13 protein-coding genes and 5 pseudogenes are annotated in these 14,668 nt (G+C 34.0%); 5 read left to right on the top strand and 13 right to left on the bottom strand.

All coding sequences use genetic code 11. The annotated features are described in order from the left end of the window. The first annotated feature begins 19 nt into the window (after window positions 1-19). Entirely contained in the window at window positions 20-628 is a 609-nt protein-coding gene (locus NMD99_RS00090; RefSeq protein ID WP_309166152.1) for a cell cycle transcriptional regulator TrcR, read from the top strand. Between the two features lie 192 nt (window positions 629-820). Then, window positions 821-2,224, top strand: a complete 1,404-nt coding sequence (gene rho / locus NMD99_RS00085; protein WP_264328936.1) for a transcription termination factor Rho — start codon at window positions 821-823, stop codon at window positions 2,222-2,224. A 121-nt stretch (window positions 2,225-2,345) separates the two neighbouring features. Here the strand turns inward: rho and NMD99_RS00080 are convergent. The 3 genes and pseudogenes from NMD99_RS00080 to NMD99_RS00070 all read right to left on the bottom strand — a co-directional run. Then, window positions 2,346-2,498: pseudogene (locus NMD99_RS00080) on the bottom strand (IS4 family transposase); the annotation flags it as partial. Window positions 2,499-2,823: 325 nt separating this feature from the next. Continuing rightward, the gene (locus NMD99_RS00075) at window positions 2,824-3,720 is read right to left on the bottom strand and encodes an aspartate carbamoyltransferase catalytic subunit (protein ID WP_253307260.1); all 897 of its coding nucleotides are present in this window, start codon (window positions 3,718-3,720) and stop codon (window positions 2,824-2,826) included. A gap of 203 nt (window positions 3,721-3,923) precedes the next feature. Beyond that, entirely contained in the window at window positions 3,924-4,949 is a 1,026-nt protein-coding gene (locus NMD99_RS00070) for an extracellular solute-binding protein (protein WP_253307261.1), read from the bottom strand. A gap of 959 nt (window positions 4,950-5,908) precedes the next feature. On the opposite strand from NMD99_RS00070, the gene NMD99_RS00065 reads away from it, so the two are divergent. After that, window positions 5,909-7,309 (top strand): hypothetical protein, encoded by a 1,401-nt coding sequence (locus NMD99_RS00065; RefSeq protein ID WP_265017347.1) that lies wholly within the window; start codon window positions 5,909-5,911, stop codon window positions 7,307-7,309. A 128-nt stretch (window positions 7,310-7,437) separates the two neighbouring features. Here the strand turns inward: NMD99_RS00065 and NMD99_RS00060 are convergent, their stop codons facing one another. From NMD99_RS00060 to NMD99_RS00015, 10 genes and pseudogenes are all read right to left on the bottom strand, one after another. Further along, complete coding sequence (locus tag NMD99_RS00060) at window positions 7,438-7,605, bottom strand: hypothetical protein (protein ID WP_265017346.1); 168 nt, start codon at window positions 7,603-7,605, stop codon at window positions 7,438-7,440. A gap of 52 nt (window positions 7,606-7,657) precedes the next feature. Then, on the bottom strand, window positions 7,658-8,638 hold the full coding sequence (locus tag NMD99_RS00055; RefSeq protein WP_253307290.1) for an SGNH/GDSL hydrolase family protein: 981 nt from the start codon (window positions 8,636-8,638) through the stop codon (window positions 7,658-7,660). 207 nt (window positions 8,639-8,845) lie between these two features. Continuing rightward, window positions 8,846-10,789 carry an RNA polymerase sigma factor RpoD gene (gene rpoD, locus NMD99_RS00050; RefSeq protein WP_264688398.1) on the bottom strand — a complete coding sequence of 648 codons (1,944 nt, stop codon included), beginning with the start codon at window positions 10,787-10,789 and terminating at the stop codon, window positions 8,846-8,848. Window positions 10,790-10,912: 123 nt separating this feature from the next. Then, a complete protein-coding gene (locus NMD99_RS00045; protein ID WP_253307288.1) occupies window positions 10,913-11,239 on the bottom strand; it encodes a cation:proton antiporter subunit C in 327 nt (108 codons plus the stop codon). After that, window positions 11,236-11,655 carry a Na(+)/H(+) antiporter subunit B gene (locus NMD99_RS00040; protein WP_164224942.1) on the bottom strand — a complete coding sequence of 140 codons (420 nt, stop codon included), beginning with the start codon at window positions 11,653-11,655 and terminating at the stop codon, window positions 11,236-11,238. The genes NMD99_RS00045 and NMD99_RS00040 overlap by 4 nt, the downstream gene beginning before the upstream one ends. Continuing rightward, the gene (locus NMD99_RS00035) at window positions 11,648-12,175 is read right to left on the bottom strand and encodes a DUF4040 domain-containing protein (RefSeq protein ID WP_264688399.1); all 528 of its coding nucleotides are present in this window, start codon (window positions 12,173-12,175) and stop codon (window positions 11,648-11,650) included. Before NMD99_RS00035 ends, NMD99_RS00040 begins: the two co-directional genes overlap by 8 nt. A 24-nt stretch (window positions 12,176-12,199) precedes the next feature. Continuing rightward, window positions 12,200-12,463: pseudogene (locus NMD99_RS00030) on the bottom strand (monovalent cation/H(+) antiporter subunit G); the annotation flags it as partial. A 6-nt stretch (window positions 12,464-12,469) separates the two neighbouring features. Then, entirely contained in the window at window positions 12,470-12,715 is a 246-nt protein-coding gene (locus NMD99_RS00025; RefSeq protein ID WP_082860906.1) for a monovalent cation/H+ antiporter complex subunit F, read from the bottom strand. Between the two features lie 28 nt (window positions 12,716-12,743). Next, window positions 12,744-13,160: a DNA-directed RNA polymerase subunit omega gene (gene rpoZ / locus NMD99_RS00020; RefSeq protein WP_253307286.1), complete on the bottom strand. Its 417-nt coding sequence runs from the start codon at window positions 13,158-13,160 to the stop codon at window positions 12,744-12,746. A gap of 29 nt (window positions 13,161-13,189) precedes the next feature. Further along, window positions 13,190-13,508: pseudogene (locus tag NMD99_RS00015) on the bottom strand (XRE family transcriptional regulator). 427 nt (window positions 13,509-13,935) lie between these two features. Here NMD99_RS00015 and purE point away from each other — a divergent pair. Beyond that, window positions 13,936-14,412, top strand: a pseudogene (gene purE, locus NMD99_RS00010) (5-(carboxyamino)imidazole ribonucleotide mutase). 7 nt (window positions 14,413-14,419) lie between these two features. Continuing rightward, window positions 14,420-14,666: pseudogene (locus NMD99_RS00005) on the top strand (ATP-binding protein); the annotation flags it as partial. Between the last annotated feature and the right edge of the window lie 2 nt (window positions 14,667-14,668).

Genomic DNA, 14,668 nt, shown 5'->3' with positions numbered 1-14,668 from the left:
ACAGTAAGGGATACTTTAAATGGGAGATGCTTTTTTGATGTCAATGGAATCTTCTAAGGGCAATAACGATGGAAATAAACAGTTTCTAATGCAAATAGCTGCTTGGTTAGTAGACAACACTGGTTTAACTTTTAATCAAATAGCACAATGCTGTAGGTTGGCCCTTGAAGAAGTACAAGACATAGCTGATGAGGAAATAGAAGTTGAAAAATATAACCCTATTATTTCTGGGGTAATTACTGAAAAAGAAATCGATGATTGCAAAAAAAATTCAAACCGTGTACCAAATTTGATTATAAAAAATATAAAAAAAAGGAGTAAAGCGATTGGTAGCATTCTTGGCTTTGCCTCTACGGCAAGGCGTAGAGATAAACCTGATGCGATTTATTATTTAGTAAAAAAATTTCCTATCTTGGATAATAACGTTATAGCTAAATTAATTAGTACAACAAATTACACAGTTGAGCAAGTAAGAGATGGATCTCATCATAACATGCAAAATATAAAACCCCAAGATCCTGTACTACTTGGCTTATGTAGTCAAGAAAATTTAGAAGCAGAAGTGGAAAAAGCAAAAGTAGAAGAAGAGAAGCAAGAAAGGTTAAAAAATATAAAGAATAGCTATTGAAAATCCTCAAATTTTTGTGCTTTGTTAACATTAAATTAACTTGACTTGCTAGTGTTTATTAGTATAATGTAAGTAAAGTACGGGGTTTAATAATAATTAAGCTTAATACGCACTAAAACTAGCTCAGCCTAATTTATTATCTTATAGTCACATTTTAGGTTAGTAAGCATCAATTAAAATTTTTGGAGGATTATGACAACAATCAATGAAGATGTTTTGGCAAAAGGAAAGGTTACAGCTCAACCTGAAAAAAGTGAGCAAATTCACAATAACGATACAGTAAAACAGATGGTCAATGAAGGTACTGAGAAAAACAGAAAAACATTAGATCTGAGCGAATTAAAAGAGAAAACAGCAGAAGAATTGTTAGAGTTAGCTGAAGAAAGAAAAATTTCAACTAACGGTAAAAGCAATGGTAGAATGCTAAAGCAGGAAATGATATTCAGCTTAATGAAGAAAATGAGCGAAGAAGGAGGCATAACCACAGGGAGTGGAATAGTGGAAATATTGCCTGATGGTTTCGGTTTCTTACGTTCAGCAAGTGCAAATTATGCTCCAAGTACCGATGATGTTTATATTTCTAACGGGCAAATAAAGAAGTTTAATTTACGTACAGGAGATATGGCATGTGGAGAAATAAGGCCACCTGGTGATAAAGAAAGATATTTTACTTTAACTAAGGTTCAAAGTATAAACTCTACTGAAGTCAGTGAATTAAGAAAGTACGTCCATTTTGATAATTTGCTTCCTCTTTATCCTGAGGAAAGCATAGTACTTGAGTGTAATAGTGGTGATGATAAAAAAGGCTTAAGCATGCGTGCTATAGATATAGTAGCTCCTCTTGGAAAAGGGCAAAGAGCGTTAGTAGTTGCTCCACCTCGCACAGGAAAAACTGTATTGCTTCAGCAAATGGCTAACTCTATAGCTATAAATCACCCTGAAATAGAATTAATAGTGTTACTTATAGATGAAAGACCTGAAGAAGTAACAGATATGATACGTTCTGTAAAAGGTGAGGTAGTGAGTTCTACGTTTGATGAGCCTGCTTACCGTCACGTACAGCTTGCTGAAATAGTAATAGAAAAAGCTAAAAGAATGGTTGAGCATAAAAAAGATGTGGTAATCCTACTTGACAATATTACTAGACTTGCACGTGCTTATAACGCTGTTATTCCTTCGTCTGGGAAAGTTCTAACTGGTGGTGTGGATTCAAATGCACTGCAGAGACCCAAGCGTTTTTTTGGAGCGGCTCGTAATATTGAAAATGGTGGTTCTTTGACAATCATTGCTACAGCTCTTATAGACACTGGTTCAAAAATGGATGAGGTTATTTTTGAAGAGTTTAAAGGTACAGGAAACGCTGAGATTATACTTGATAGAAAACTTTCTGATAAACGTATATTTCCAGCTATTGACATTACAAAATCCGGAACAAGGAAGGAAGAGCTATTAGTTGATAAGGCTATACTAAATAAAATATGGGTGTTGCGTAGAATACTCAATCCTATGGGATCTGTTGAAGCAATGGAATTTTTACGTGACAAACTACTTTTAACAAAGAGCAATGCTGACTTTTTTAACTCCATGAATCACTAAAAGTAAGCCAGTTATGATGGATATGCTGAGCAAAAAGTAAAACGCTTTTATAGTTAAAATAATTGTATCCGTTCAGGCAATGGCGAACTTAGGGAGCGTTAAATAAACTATACGCGTCAAGTTAAGAAGCAAAGGTAAGAAAATTCAATGAACTTAAGGTGGATACTCTAGTCTTTCTATATCTGTCTTTCACAGAAAATTGTGACCAGTTTGTGGTAAGTTTTTTCAGGAAAATTCTCAAATTATTAATTTTGCTGCTTAACGCTAAAAACAAGTAACCGTTCACGGATTGTGAGAATGAATAAAGAACTAAGCAGTCGTAACTTTTGGAAGGGATTTTGGCCATTGAGACGTGATGTCAAAAATATCGACAACATTCTTCCACGAACCTTTCCCCACGTTCCAACCAGGTGAAAAAGCTGTTTTTACGATAGCCGTCTAATTTGCCGTTCTGCAAGGTTGTTGATTGACTTCAGGCTTTCGTAAAAACTTCCACACTATATCCTCGGCCTTAACATCTTAATGGCCATTCTCAAACCATTCTCGTCATTTCATGAAAAAACCCTTCTTTCGCATTAGTTGTGTAGCATCTTTTAATATTAACAAGGCCTATAATAGTGCAGCACTGCCTTACGTATTGCCAATCCAAATTCTACTTGCTGTAAAATAACACAATCTGCTACATCGCTGCTAATCTCAATCCCTCTATTTATTGGCCCTGGGTGCATAACAATCGCATCTGGTTTTGCGTATGATAGCTTTTGTGAATCAAGTCCATACAAATGAAAATATTCTTTCTCTGAAGGAACAAAACAACTATTATTCATGCGCTCTTTCTGCAGTCTTAAAAGCATGATTACATCAGCATCCTTTATACCTTCAATTAATGAATAATGGACTGAATCTACTTCAGGAAAATGCTTACAAATCAAAGTTGGTGGTGCGACCAAGCTTATCTCTGCTCCAAACATTTTTAGCAACCTTATATTTGACCTTGCAACTCTGCTGTGCAGAATATCTCCACATATCACAACTTTGAGATCCTTTATTTGCTTTTTATGACTGCTGATTACAAGATAATCTGCAAGAGCTTGAGTTGGGTGTTCACTGCTTCCATCGCCTGCGTTGATTAGCGAGCAGCTAACATTCTTAGCCAGCATATTAACAATACCGCTATTTTTTTGCCTGATTATTATATAGTCAGGATTCATTGCATTTAATGTTTTGATCATGTCTTTTAGATCTTCTCCCTTGTTAATAGAAGAAGATCTTATTGGCAAAGTTACAACATTTGCTCCAAGGCTTTTTGCTGCTATTTCAAAAGACGCAAGTGTACGCGTTGAATCTTCAAAGAATAAATTTATTACTGTCTTATTTTCCAAGATATGACTATTTGCAGCTTCTTTTTTAAGGTACTGGTTAGCCAACTTAGTTATATTTTCTACATCATCGACTGTAAGGTCTGAGATGTTTAACAAATTCCTTCTCTTGTGCATAGTTTCCTTTTCAACTACTTGAACCTATTCTACTTTCTTATTATTGTTTTTCAATAGACCTCTTGTGCAGCAATTGTTTTGGTGAAAGAACAGAAAAAGATAGTAAAGTCAAAATTAAGTTAGAAGGAAGAAAAAGTTCAGCGAGTCAAGAGTAAGGTACATTAGCATAAATCTTTCATCCCAGTGTTCAGTGGCACTGGGGATTACTTCCACTTACACTCATCCGCTATCATAACAGCCTCAAGAAGATGCTTCTCAAGTTCACTTAGAGGTAAATCACTTTGTGGATAATTTCCCCAAGACTTTAGTATATCGGAAGTTTCAACGCCTTCAATAACAGGGTATTCTTGGTTTTTTTTAGCGTATAGCTCTTGAGCCTGCTTGCTTACTAAAAATTCCAATAAGACTATAGCATTTTCCCTGTTTTTTGCGTTTTTTGTTACTGCTGCACCACTGATGTTTACCATTACGCCGTGATCATTGCGATTAGGAAAAAAAGCCCCTAGTTTGTCTATAACATTCTTTTTATTTTCTGATGAAAGAATTCTTGCAAAGTAATAACTATTTACTATTGCAACATCTCCTTCACCAGCAGCTACAGCATAAATTTGGTCAGTATCACCACCACTTGGTTTTCTTGCCATATTACTCACAATTCCACTTACCCATTCTTTCGTCTTTTCAAAACCATTATTTGCAATCATAAAAGCAATCAATGACCGGTTATATGGACTTGTAGAAGAACGCACTAATATTTTTCCTTTCCATTTTTCATTTGCTAAATCTTCATAAGTACTTAAGTTTTTAGGATTTACTGACTCTTTATTATAAACTAATATTCTGGTTCTTTTTGTAAGGCCAAACCAATAATCTTCACTATCTCTAAATTTTGCAGGTATAACACTTTTTAAAATCTCTGAATCCACTTGAGATAAAAGCCCTCTTTTTTTTGCCAAAATCAGGTTCACTGCATCTGCAGTTAAAAGCAAGTCAGCTTCACCGCCATTTTCCATGCGTGAAAGTAGCTGAGAATAATCATCAATGATGTAACGTACTTTAATGCCTGTATTTTTTGTAAATTCATCAAATAAAGTACGTACTAATTCTTCTTTGCGCGATGAATAGACATTCACTACTTGTGAATTGTCAGTTCCGCTGTTTTTATACAAAAAAGTAATGACTATTAATACAACTGCTATTAAGGATGTGAATATAAAGGCTTTTTTCATATTGGATAAAAAATAACTTCTTTCAGTTAAAGATACTCAAATAGCGCAATCTTAGCAAGTGTAAAATTCGTTAGATGTAGCTAATATAATTTGGATTTACCGAAGTCAATGTATGAAATAATCGAAATTGTCATTCCAGCGCGTGACGCTAGGCCATAAAACCTACTTGACAAACTCCGTCAGCCCCCTTATCATGAAACTGAAGGTATTCAGTTATCTTCATCTGTGCAGATTAAACAGCAAAAAAACAACGTAGTTGGCGTCTTATTTTTAATTTTTTGCACTATGTGCACCTTATGTCTTCACAACATTTCTAGGTTTTTACCTACACAAGCTGAAACGCGCTTATAAAGCGTTTAAGACAGTATAGTACGCCAATTTGCAGGATTAGAGAGTGATAACTAGCTAACACGGGGTTTCTTTTGCCTTTTTTTCTGCTTAGTAAATTTCTTAAACATTTGAACTAAGGTGAGCTGCACTTAAAAGCAGCTAAATTGCAGTGTTTAAGACTTAAAAAAACGCCAATACAGAAAATAGACAATGACCAGGGCCTCTTTTGCCTTTTTTTTCGTTTGGTAAATTTCTTAAATATTTATGGCTAAACGACAACCGTCATCCCGCTACGTGTTAGCGGATCTGGAGATACCGCGGCGGTATGACGTAGGGCTACAGGTGTCATCCCAGTGCCCAGACACTGGAATCCAGAAAACTTAACTTTAAATAAGTGGCTGCATGATAAAGACTAGATCCCAGTGTCACGCACTGGGATGACATCATAGGGGCGCTGGGATGACACCCTGACAATCGTCATCCCGCTACGTGTTAGCGGCTAAGAGATACCGCGGCGGTATGACGTATTACTTATTATAGCTATAGTTCTACATGAATTACAAAAGTAATATTTACTAGATCTTAATATTTTAGATCTATATTTTAATAAATAATGAGCTGTAATTAGTATGAATGATCCATTTAAAAGTGAGAACTATAAAAAAAATCTCGACTCCTTGATAGAAGCTATAAAGCTGAAAAATATTGGTGAACAATATAATAAAACAGTGAGAGATTTATCCCAGACATTAGAGAGTTTTACAGATAAGGCAGAAGATGTAGCTAAGTTTGTTATATGTAGTGACTTGAATAATTATATAGAACCGGTGAACAAAAAGCCATCAGGTTTTTTTGGAATATTCAAGGAAACATTTAATAAAATCTTGGGAAAAGATGCTTCAATTCAGGATAACGATATAAGAAATTTTGCTAATGATAAATTGCCCAGTCTTGCTGAAAAAATAACATTCGAATACCTAAATGTTTTAAAGAAAATTTCAGATTTAGAGCAAAGTAAAAAAAATCAGGAGGAACATAGATTGTATGGAGTGAACTTAGAGGATAGAACAGCGTCAAAGCAAGAAGAAAATCCTTTATATGATCTACAAGCAGGAGATTCAGGCTATGGAAGTTCATTAAATGAAGAGCATGAATATGAAGACATATCACATTATCAAGAGAAAAAGCAAAAGGAAAATCCTTTATATGAGCAGAGAGAAGATTTAGGCTATGGAAGTTTATTAAATGAAGAGCATGAATATGAAGACATATCAAATTATCAAGAGAAGAAGAGTAAAATTTTAATAGAAAATTCGCAGAGTTCAAAATCGCCCAAAGAAGAGCCAATTTATGCAACAGTTTCTAAAGAACATATAGAGGCAAAAAGAAAACGTAAGCAGAAACAACAACCTCAATCCCTCGTACTACCAAAACCACCAAGAGCATCGCAAGTGCCAAAAAAAATGTTTACTACTGGTCAAGAAGTTAGACAAGAATCGAAAGTGGTAGTCAAAGATAAACCTGCAGTACCGCCAAAGCCTAAAAATCTAAGCCGTGCTGATCAAAAAGTAAGCACAGAGCCAAAAGTAGTAGAAGTAATTCTTAAAAAATCAGCTGAAAGTAAACCTACAGTACCACTAAAATCTGAAAATCAAGACAATAGGAAATCAGCACAAAAAGCTGCTGGTAAGGCGATACCAAAAGTAGCAGCAGCTACTATGAAAGGAGGAGCTAATCGCGAGATGGGCAGTAAAGTAAAGGCATTAAAAGAAAAATTTGAGCAAAATCAAGCAAAAGGAAATGCTAATGTACGGCTTGCTGAAAGCAAAACTACCCCAGCAGCACAAGCGGATATCGGTGTGAAGAAAAAACAATCTCATTCATTTCTAACAGAGAATAAAAGATCTGCAACGAAACACATAACAGCAAAATCTGATCCAAAATCTCATGTCAGCAAAAATCCTCCTTCCACACAAGTAAGTGTTAAGGAAATGGTTGCACAAATTGAGAAAGGAAAAGGAGGAAGATAGTAACATTTGGGAAAAAAACATATGGTCAAGTCAAGAGATTGTGAGCAAACTTAGGAAGTTATAGCTAAACTGACTGTATCTGTTCAGAGGAGTGGCTAATGTGCAAATATTGAAGCAAAGTGCGTGACTCACAGCTGTACGAACATTGCAATATGGCACATAGTAAACGATGTCATCCCAGTGCCCAGACACTGGGATCCAGTTTTCCATATAATCTCATCGAAAATGTTGTAATCACTTTCTGTGCTAGTTTGCTTGTTCACAAGCAAACTTTTCTGGTTCCCAGTGTCAAGCACTGGGATGACATCATAGGGACACTGGGATCTAGGGAATGTTCAAAAAACTGTGTCAAATCAACTCATACACTTCATTACCAACTTCATGATGAAGTTCTGCAGTTGGATGGAAATAATCAAAAAAGAAATAATCCTTTAGTGTTTCTTCGCTACACCCAGGGTTATAGTGAACGTCAAGTTCCCCTTTAAATATCAACTTTAAGAGTATTTTTATATTTTCTTTAAATCTCCCAATTTGGTCTGCAATGTTCGATGTGCATGCATCTTGACAATTTAAACCTTTGCTCTTGTATTCGCTAAGCATACTTTTCATTTTAGAGTTAAGATCAAATGCTTTTATTTCAAGATTTGTACTTTTCTTCATATAATCTAAGCCATTAGCCAATTTTGCATTGAAACTCTCTGTGAGCTTCGTAGCTAGTTCCCTTGCTTCTTCATCTCTATTAAAAGCTGGTATTGAGCCAACTTCAGGTGCGTTTGCAACAACTACATGCTTAACACCATGTTCATTTAGAACCTTAAGTGCATTACATATTTCACTCACTGCTTGTTCCAACACTTCTTCCGCTTTAGTATCGTCATAAGCAGTGGCAACCATAACATCATTTCCGCCGATTATGATGCAAAATAAATCTTCTTTACCTATATCTGGATGATGTTTAATTACCGCATCTAGCTGGTTAGCTAAACGAAATTTATTGAAGAAATAATAAAAAATAGGGTCAAAAATTTCAGATGCTGTTGCACATGAAACTGCATAGTTTTGACCTTGCTGTTCGTGGCATTTCCCAAAAAATGAATAACTCCACCCAGGTTTAAATTCGTCTAAATCTAAATATTTTGCTACATATTCAACAGCAGTGGGGCCATTGCTAAAAGATCCTCCTTGATAAAAAGGGTCATCAAACTTTACGCTTTTTGCAAAGGATAAGTTATTTAAAATTCCAATGATTGCGCCATTATCGGATAAACTATCACCCAGAACATAAAAATTTCTATACTTTGAATTAGAATTGTCATTTTTGTTTGTCATAATATTTACCGTAGATTAGCATGTTGTTTCATTAGATTCATAAAAAAAAATAGCGGTGCAACTTTTTTACAACCCCCACTTTAAACTTTATTGTGCATTTCCTTCATATCATACCTTTTTGAAAAAACGTTTTATTTTAAAAACGCTCTGACTTTTTCTCCACTTTTTCCGGGCAAAATCAGCTTCTTCTTAACTTGACACGTATACTTAAAAGAACCCTCTAAGTTTTCTAGCGCGGCTTGGATGTTTCAACTTGCGCAGTGCTTTTGCCTCTATTTGCCTAATTCTCTCACGTGTTACATTAAAAATTTTTCCTACTTCTTCTAAGGTATGCTCCTTCCCATCTTTACCAAGGCCAAAACGCATTCTTAGAATTCTTTCTTCCTTTGGTGTTAAAGTTGCAAGAACATTGGTTGTAATGCCACGCAAGTCAGCAAGTATTGCAGCATCCTCTGGTCTGGAGACTCGCTTATCTTCTATACAATCACCGAAGGTACTACTATCATCCTTTCCTGTTGGAGCTTCAAGACTTACTGGGTCCCTTGCTATTTTCATAACTTTGCGTATTCTTTCCAGTGGCATTGTCAGTTCTACACTTAATTCCTCTAACGTCGGCTCTCTTCCCATCTCATGAGTCATTTTTCTTAATGCTCTGTTGATTTTACTGATAACTTCTACCATATGAACTGGTATTCTAACTACTTTAGACTGCTCAGGTATTGCCCTAGTGATTGATTGTCTTACCCACCAAGTGCCATAAGTTGAAAATTTATATCCACGTTTGTAATCAAACTTATCCACGGCCTTCATAAGACCAATATTGCCTTCTTGTATCAAATCAAGCAGATCAAGGCCTCTTTTTGAATACTTCTTAGCAATGGAAACTACTAGCCTTAAGTTAGCCTTAATCATCTCTTGCTTTGCTTCAGAGACTTCTCGTTCGTGTTTTTGTATTCTCCTGATTAGCTCCTTAAATTCTTGCACGTTATCTTCCTGTATATGCTGCTTAATACCGTTCAAAGTACTAGCTATATGTTCAGAGTTATCGTCTATAAACCTTAAAAATTTGTTTTTTAATTCACCTGTAAAAGAGGACTGATTTTCGTTGATCTTTAAAAGAATTATCTTTTTCAATTCGTGCTTTAAAAGCACGTCATCATAAACTTTATAGAAACTTTCTCTATCGATATCGTATTTTCTAGCCTCAGCAATAAGATTAGCCTCTTCAAGCGTGATGGATCTATTTATCTTATAAAGTTCTTGTGTAATTCTGGCAACAGCAGCATCACTTAACTTAATTTGTAATGCTATAGACCATATTTGACTATATAAATTCTCTAGTTCATCAGAGGAATCTTTAGAATTTTTTCTTAATACCAATGCTTCATTTGTTAAAGTAATTATCTCATCCAATGCAACTATGACCTTTGGCAATAAGTCACTTTCCATTTCAAGAATAGAAACATTTAAATTCGCTGAATTTATATCTTCATTATCACCGTCTTTCTCATCATCACTTTTTTTACTATCTTTCTCATCATCACTACAGTACTCAGCATCTTCAGAAACATCCTCAGAATCCTCAACATCTTCAGCACTTTCTTCACTCTCTTCTTTGGGTACCACATTAAAGTCAGAGTTATAAATTGCATCCAGATCTATAATTTCTCTCAGTAAGAGAGCTCCACTACTTAAATCATCACGCCATACTTTTATCACCTTTAATGTTACTGATGTTTCAATTATTGCACGTAACATGTTATGCTTTTCAGATTCAATTTTTTTTGCTATCTCGATTTCATCTGCCCTTGACAAAAGCTTTACAGAGCTCATGTCTTGTAAATAAATCCTCACTGGATCATCATTTTGTACTAAAGTTGCAGTAATATTTGGCGATGTGTCATCATCATCAAGTTTACTATCATCACTGTTGGAAGGAATATCTTCTTCATCTTCGCTACTTTCAAGCACATTAATTCCGGAATCCTGCAATAAAGATATAGCATCATCTATAAAATCAGACGAAAAATTTTCATCTGATAATTTATCATTTATATCATCAAAGGTGACAAAACCACCTTTTTTTATACTTTTAGTTACAAGATCTCTGATAACTTTTTTCTTATCTTCTGCATCATTAATAGTTGACATCATTACCTTTATAGTTTATAATTTTATTTCTTATTAACAAATAAACTTACAACGAGCAAGTCTATAATTTTACTTTTAACTTGTGGCTATTCGTTACTTCATATAGTTTAAGATACTGTTAATTTATGTACACTTGTCTTGATCAATTGTTCCATACTTTTCTTCCATTTTTACTGCTATGGACAATCCAACTGAAAATGTTGCAATTCCAACCACTATAGCAGTAAGCATTAAAACATGAGGTATAGGATTGCTATATGAATAAAAATTTGAAACCAATATAGGAGGCAAAGAACTTTTTATATATCCTAGAGATATGTAAAACAACAAAACAGATGCTTGGAAGACGCTTACCCCTATCATTTTCTTGATTAAATTTTTATCGTTTATAATAATATATAAACCTAGCACCATTAATACAATAATAATCGTATAATTATATAAAGTCATTGTTTTTTCCTACGAGCAAAATTCATATATATAATTAACATAGAGGAGCAGACAGTAAATGCTACACCTAATTCCACCAAAAAAATACCCAATTTTTGACCGGTTCTATTATTGGCTGACAAGATATCATAAGATAAAAAATTTTGGCCAAGTAAAGTTGTTGCAACGCCCGTTCCTCCATAAATTAAAATACCTAACACGTTAGTCAATCTAATCACAGAATAAGGTATTGCTTTTAGAGTTGTAGATACACCAAATAGCATTGAATATAATATTATCCCGGAGGCAATAATTATTCCTGCTTGAAAACCTCCACCCGGAGTGTAATCACCGTGAAATTGTATGTATAAACCAAATAAAATGATAAAAGGTATCATCAAAAATGTTACTGCATTTAATATCGGATCTTTAATCATTGTCTTTTTCTTCTTTTAATATCAACGTTATACAAAGCGCAGCAGTAAAAACTACTATAGTTTCTCCAAACGTGTCATAACCACGAAAGCTTGCCAAAACAGCTGTCACTATATTAGGAATACCGGTAGCTTTTTCGGTATTTTCCACATAATAAGGAGCAACATGCAAGTGGATCGGAGCATTGTGGCTGCCAAAATCTGGCAATTGAATCATAAAATATGACAAACATACAGCCAGAAATAACATAAAAAAAAGCGTTATAGGGTTATGAGATAGATTTACTTTATGATTCTTTATCAAGGAGAGTGCTGCAAACGTAAAAATCGTACTGAGCCCCGCACCAACAGAAGCTTCAGTAATTGCAACATCAGGTGCATTCATAATTAAGTATATAAGCGCAATAAGTGAACTAAATACACACATTAGAACAGCACTTACGACTAAATGTCGCGAGAAGACTATAAAAACCGTAACTGTTAGTAACAACAAAAGTAGCACTACATTTAATATTTCTAACACCTTAACCTTCTTTAACAGTTTTTTCTTAACTTTATAATAAGTGCGCGCTAAAATATAGCCATTAGTTGAGCTAGCTACCCATATTATAAGAATTAATAATATTATTTTAACAGTATTGATTGAAAATCCATTCTGCAAAGCAAAACCAATTAACAATAGCGTTGCACCGCTAGAATCTGTAATACCTGCTGCATGTAACCTAGTATAGAAATCAGGAAATCTAATTACTCCCACACTTGAAATGATTACTGAACAAATGCCTAAAAATATAAGAACGGATCCTATCATAAATTATTAAAACAACATTAATCTCATTAGTGCTATAGTTGATATAAAGCTAACGCTAGCATACAACAATGCTATATCAATTAAAAAAAAATTATTCAGAATGATTGATATTGCTGTTATGAGTACAACTACTTGCGTTGAGAAATTATTGAACGCTAAAACCTTATTGTACACATCACTTGACTTAGACACTATGCGGCACAACATTATACTCATACAGAACAACAGTGTATAGATAGCAATGTGAAGCATTTAAAGACTATGTAACTTCAGTAGATTTCTAAACGGATACTTCTTCATCGCCATCTTGATCATTTATTTCATCATCTATTTCACCATCCACTTCATAATCTTGGCTTTCTTGACTTGCATCAAGATCTGTGTTAAATTGACCATCAGAAAAATTTAATAAATTCGCTAGCTTACTTGTATTACTGCTGTAAACATTATTCATATTTCCTTTCATGTACTCCTTGCATCTACCTACCAAAAGGTTAAATAGCTCATGAGTATCCACCTGTTTTTCTGCTATTTCATATAAGGAAACTATGGTGTTTTTATGGTCTTTAAACTGAACTGTTTGAACTGGATTACTTGCTCCTGTATTTAAATCATGTGTTCTTTGACTTGCCAATAGAACCAATTTGAAACGGTTACTTACCTGTTCTGTACACTTTTCTACAATAGACTCAGCCATAAGATACACCTTAAAAGTTTTATACTATATCACAAAAAACAAGTTGTCAACTTTGTATCTATTGCGATTAACTTCAGTTTTACTTTTTCTGCCTCAGATTTTATTTCTTGGCTTTCTGTCATGTGATTGTTATTTCATGATCAAGTTTTTTTAGAAATCCTAACAATCGCTCTAAAGAAAAACCATCTTTTTTAATTTTTAAATTTGTGATACCTTTGGCTATCAATACCAAGTTTCTCAGCTGCAAAAGCCTGAGTCCAAGCTTTTTTTTCTATAATTTTATTTATTATATAAAGCAACTTTGTTTTTATTGCTGCACGTCAATTTATTTAACGATATTATTTCCATAATTCTTACACTCACATATCAATTAACTTTATTAAATATTATAGCATAATATTTAATATACCAAGATATTAATATCATATAACTTGTCAATAATTATATATATCAAATTTAAAACTTTAAGTTGATTGATATTAATATTTCAATCAAATTTCTAGTAATTTTAAATTACCATTTTACCATCAGCCTTTTGAAAAAATCATTTACAAAAGAAAAGCTAAAATTACAAAGCTTGAAATACAAAAATAATTATTTTATAAATTTATCTTACATAAGAAGTTTATATCTCTATATCTTAACATAGATATTTATTTAAATTTTTAAAATTTCTATTTTAACGAGAATTCTATATACTATATTTATAATATAACTTAAATATTTGTTGCTTTTTAGCGGGAAATTTTTAGTTAGTAATAAAATTGTGTTGAATATGACAAAAATAAAAAAAGATGTTGCTGTTATTATGGGAAGTGATAGATTACACCACTATGGTCCATACCGTCGATATGCTAAAAGCATTAGAAGTTTCACATGACATATTCATAATATCTGCACAAAACACCAGAAAGGCTCTTCAATTTTGCTAAATCTGCACAAGAAGAAGGTTTCAAGGTTATTATAGCTGGTGCAGGAGGTGCAGCTCATTTACCTGGTATGGTTGCGTCATTAACTTGTTTACCAGTTATCGGCGTTCCTGTGCATAGAAACAATTAAATGGGCGGGAAAGCTACTCTCTATAGTTCAAATCCCAAAAGGGTGTTCCATTTGAAATGTCTATAGGAGAAAATGGAGCATAAAGCTGCCATTACCGCCGTATCATATTTCAATTTCCAACAGTGAAATTGCAGGTAGGTTAAAAAAGTGGAGAAGAGAAACCAAAAAAGTAAAAGAAAAACCAGTTTCATAATAAATCTATGGCAATAATCCTTCTAGACACAAAAACCATAAACCGTATAGCAGCGGGGGGGGTGATAGAAAGGCCAGCAAGTGTAGTAAAGGAATTAGTGGAAAATGCAATAGATGCTGGAAGTTTGAAATAAAATCAAAATAGAAAGTGGTGGGCGTAACCTTATTATTGTGACAGATGATGGTAACGGAGTAGAAAAAAAAGATTTAGAACTTGCGTTTATGCGCCATGCTACTTCAAAATTGAGCGATAGTGA

This window comes from Wolbachia endosymbiont of Listronotus oregonensis, from assembly GCF_031205055.1.
In the GTDB taxonomy this organism is placed as follows: Bacteria; Pseudomonadota; Alphaproteobacteria; order Rickettsiales; family Anaplasmataceae; genus Wolbachia.
This window is presented reverse-complemented; position numbering and strand designations above follow the sequence as displayed.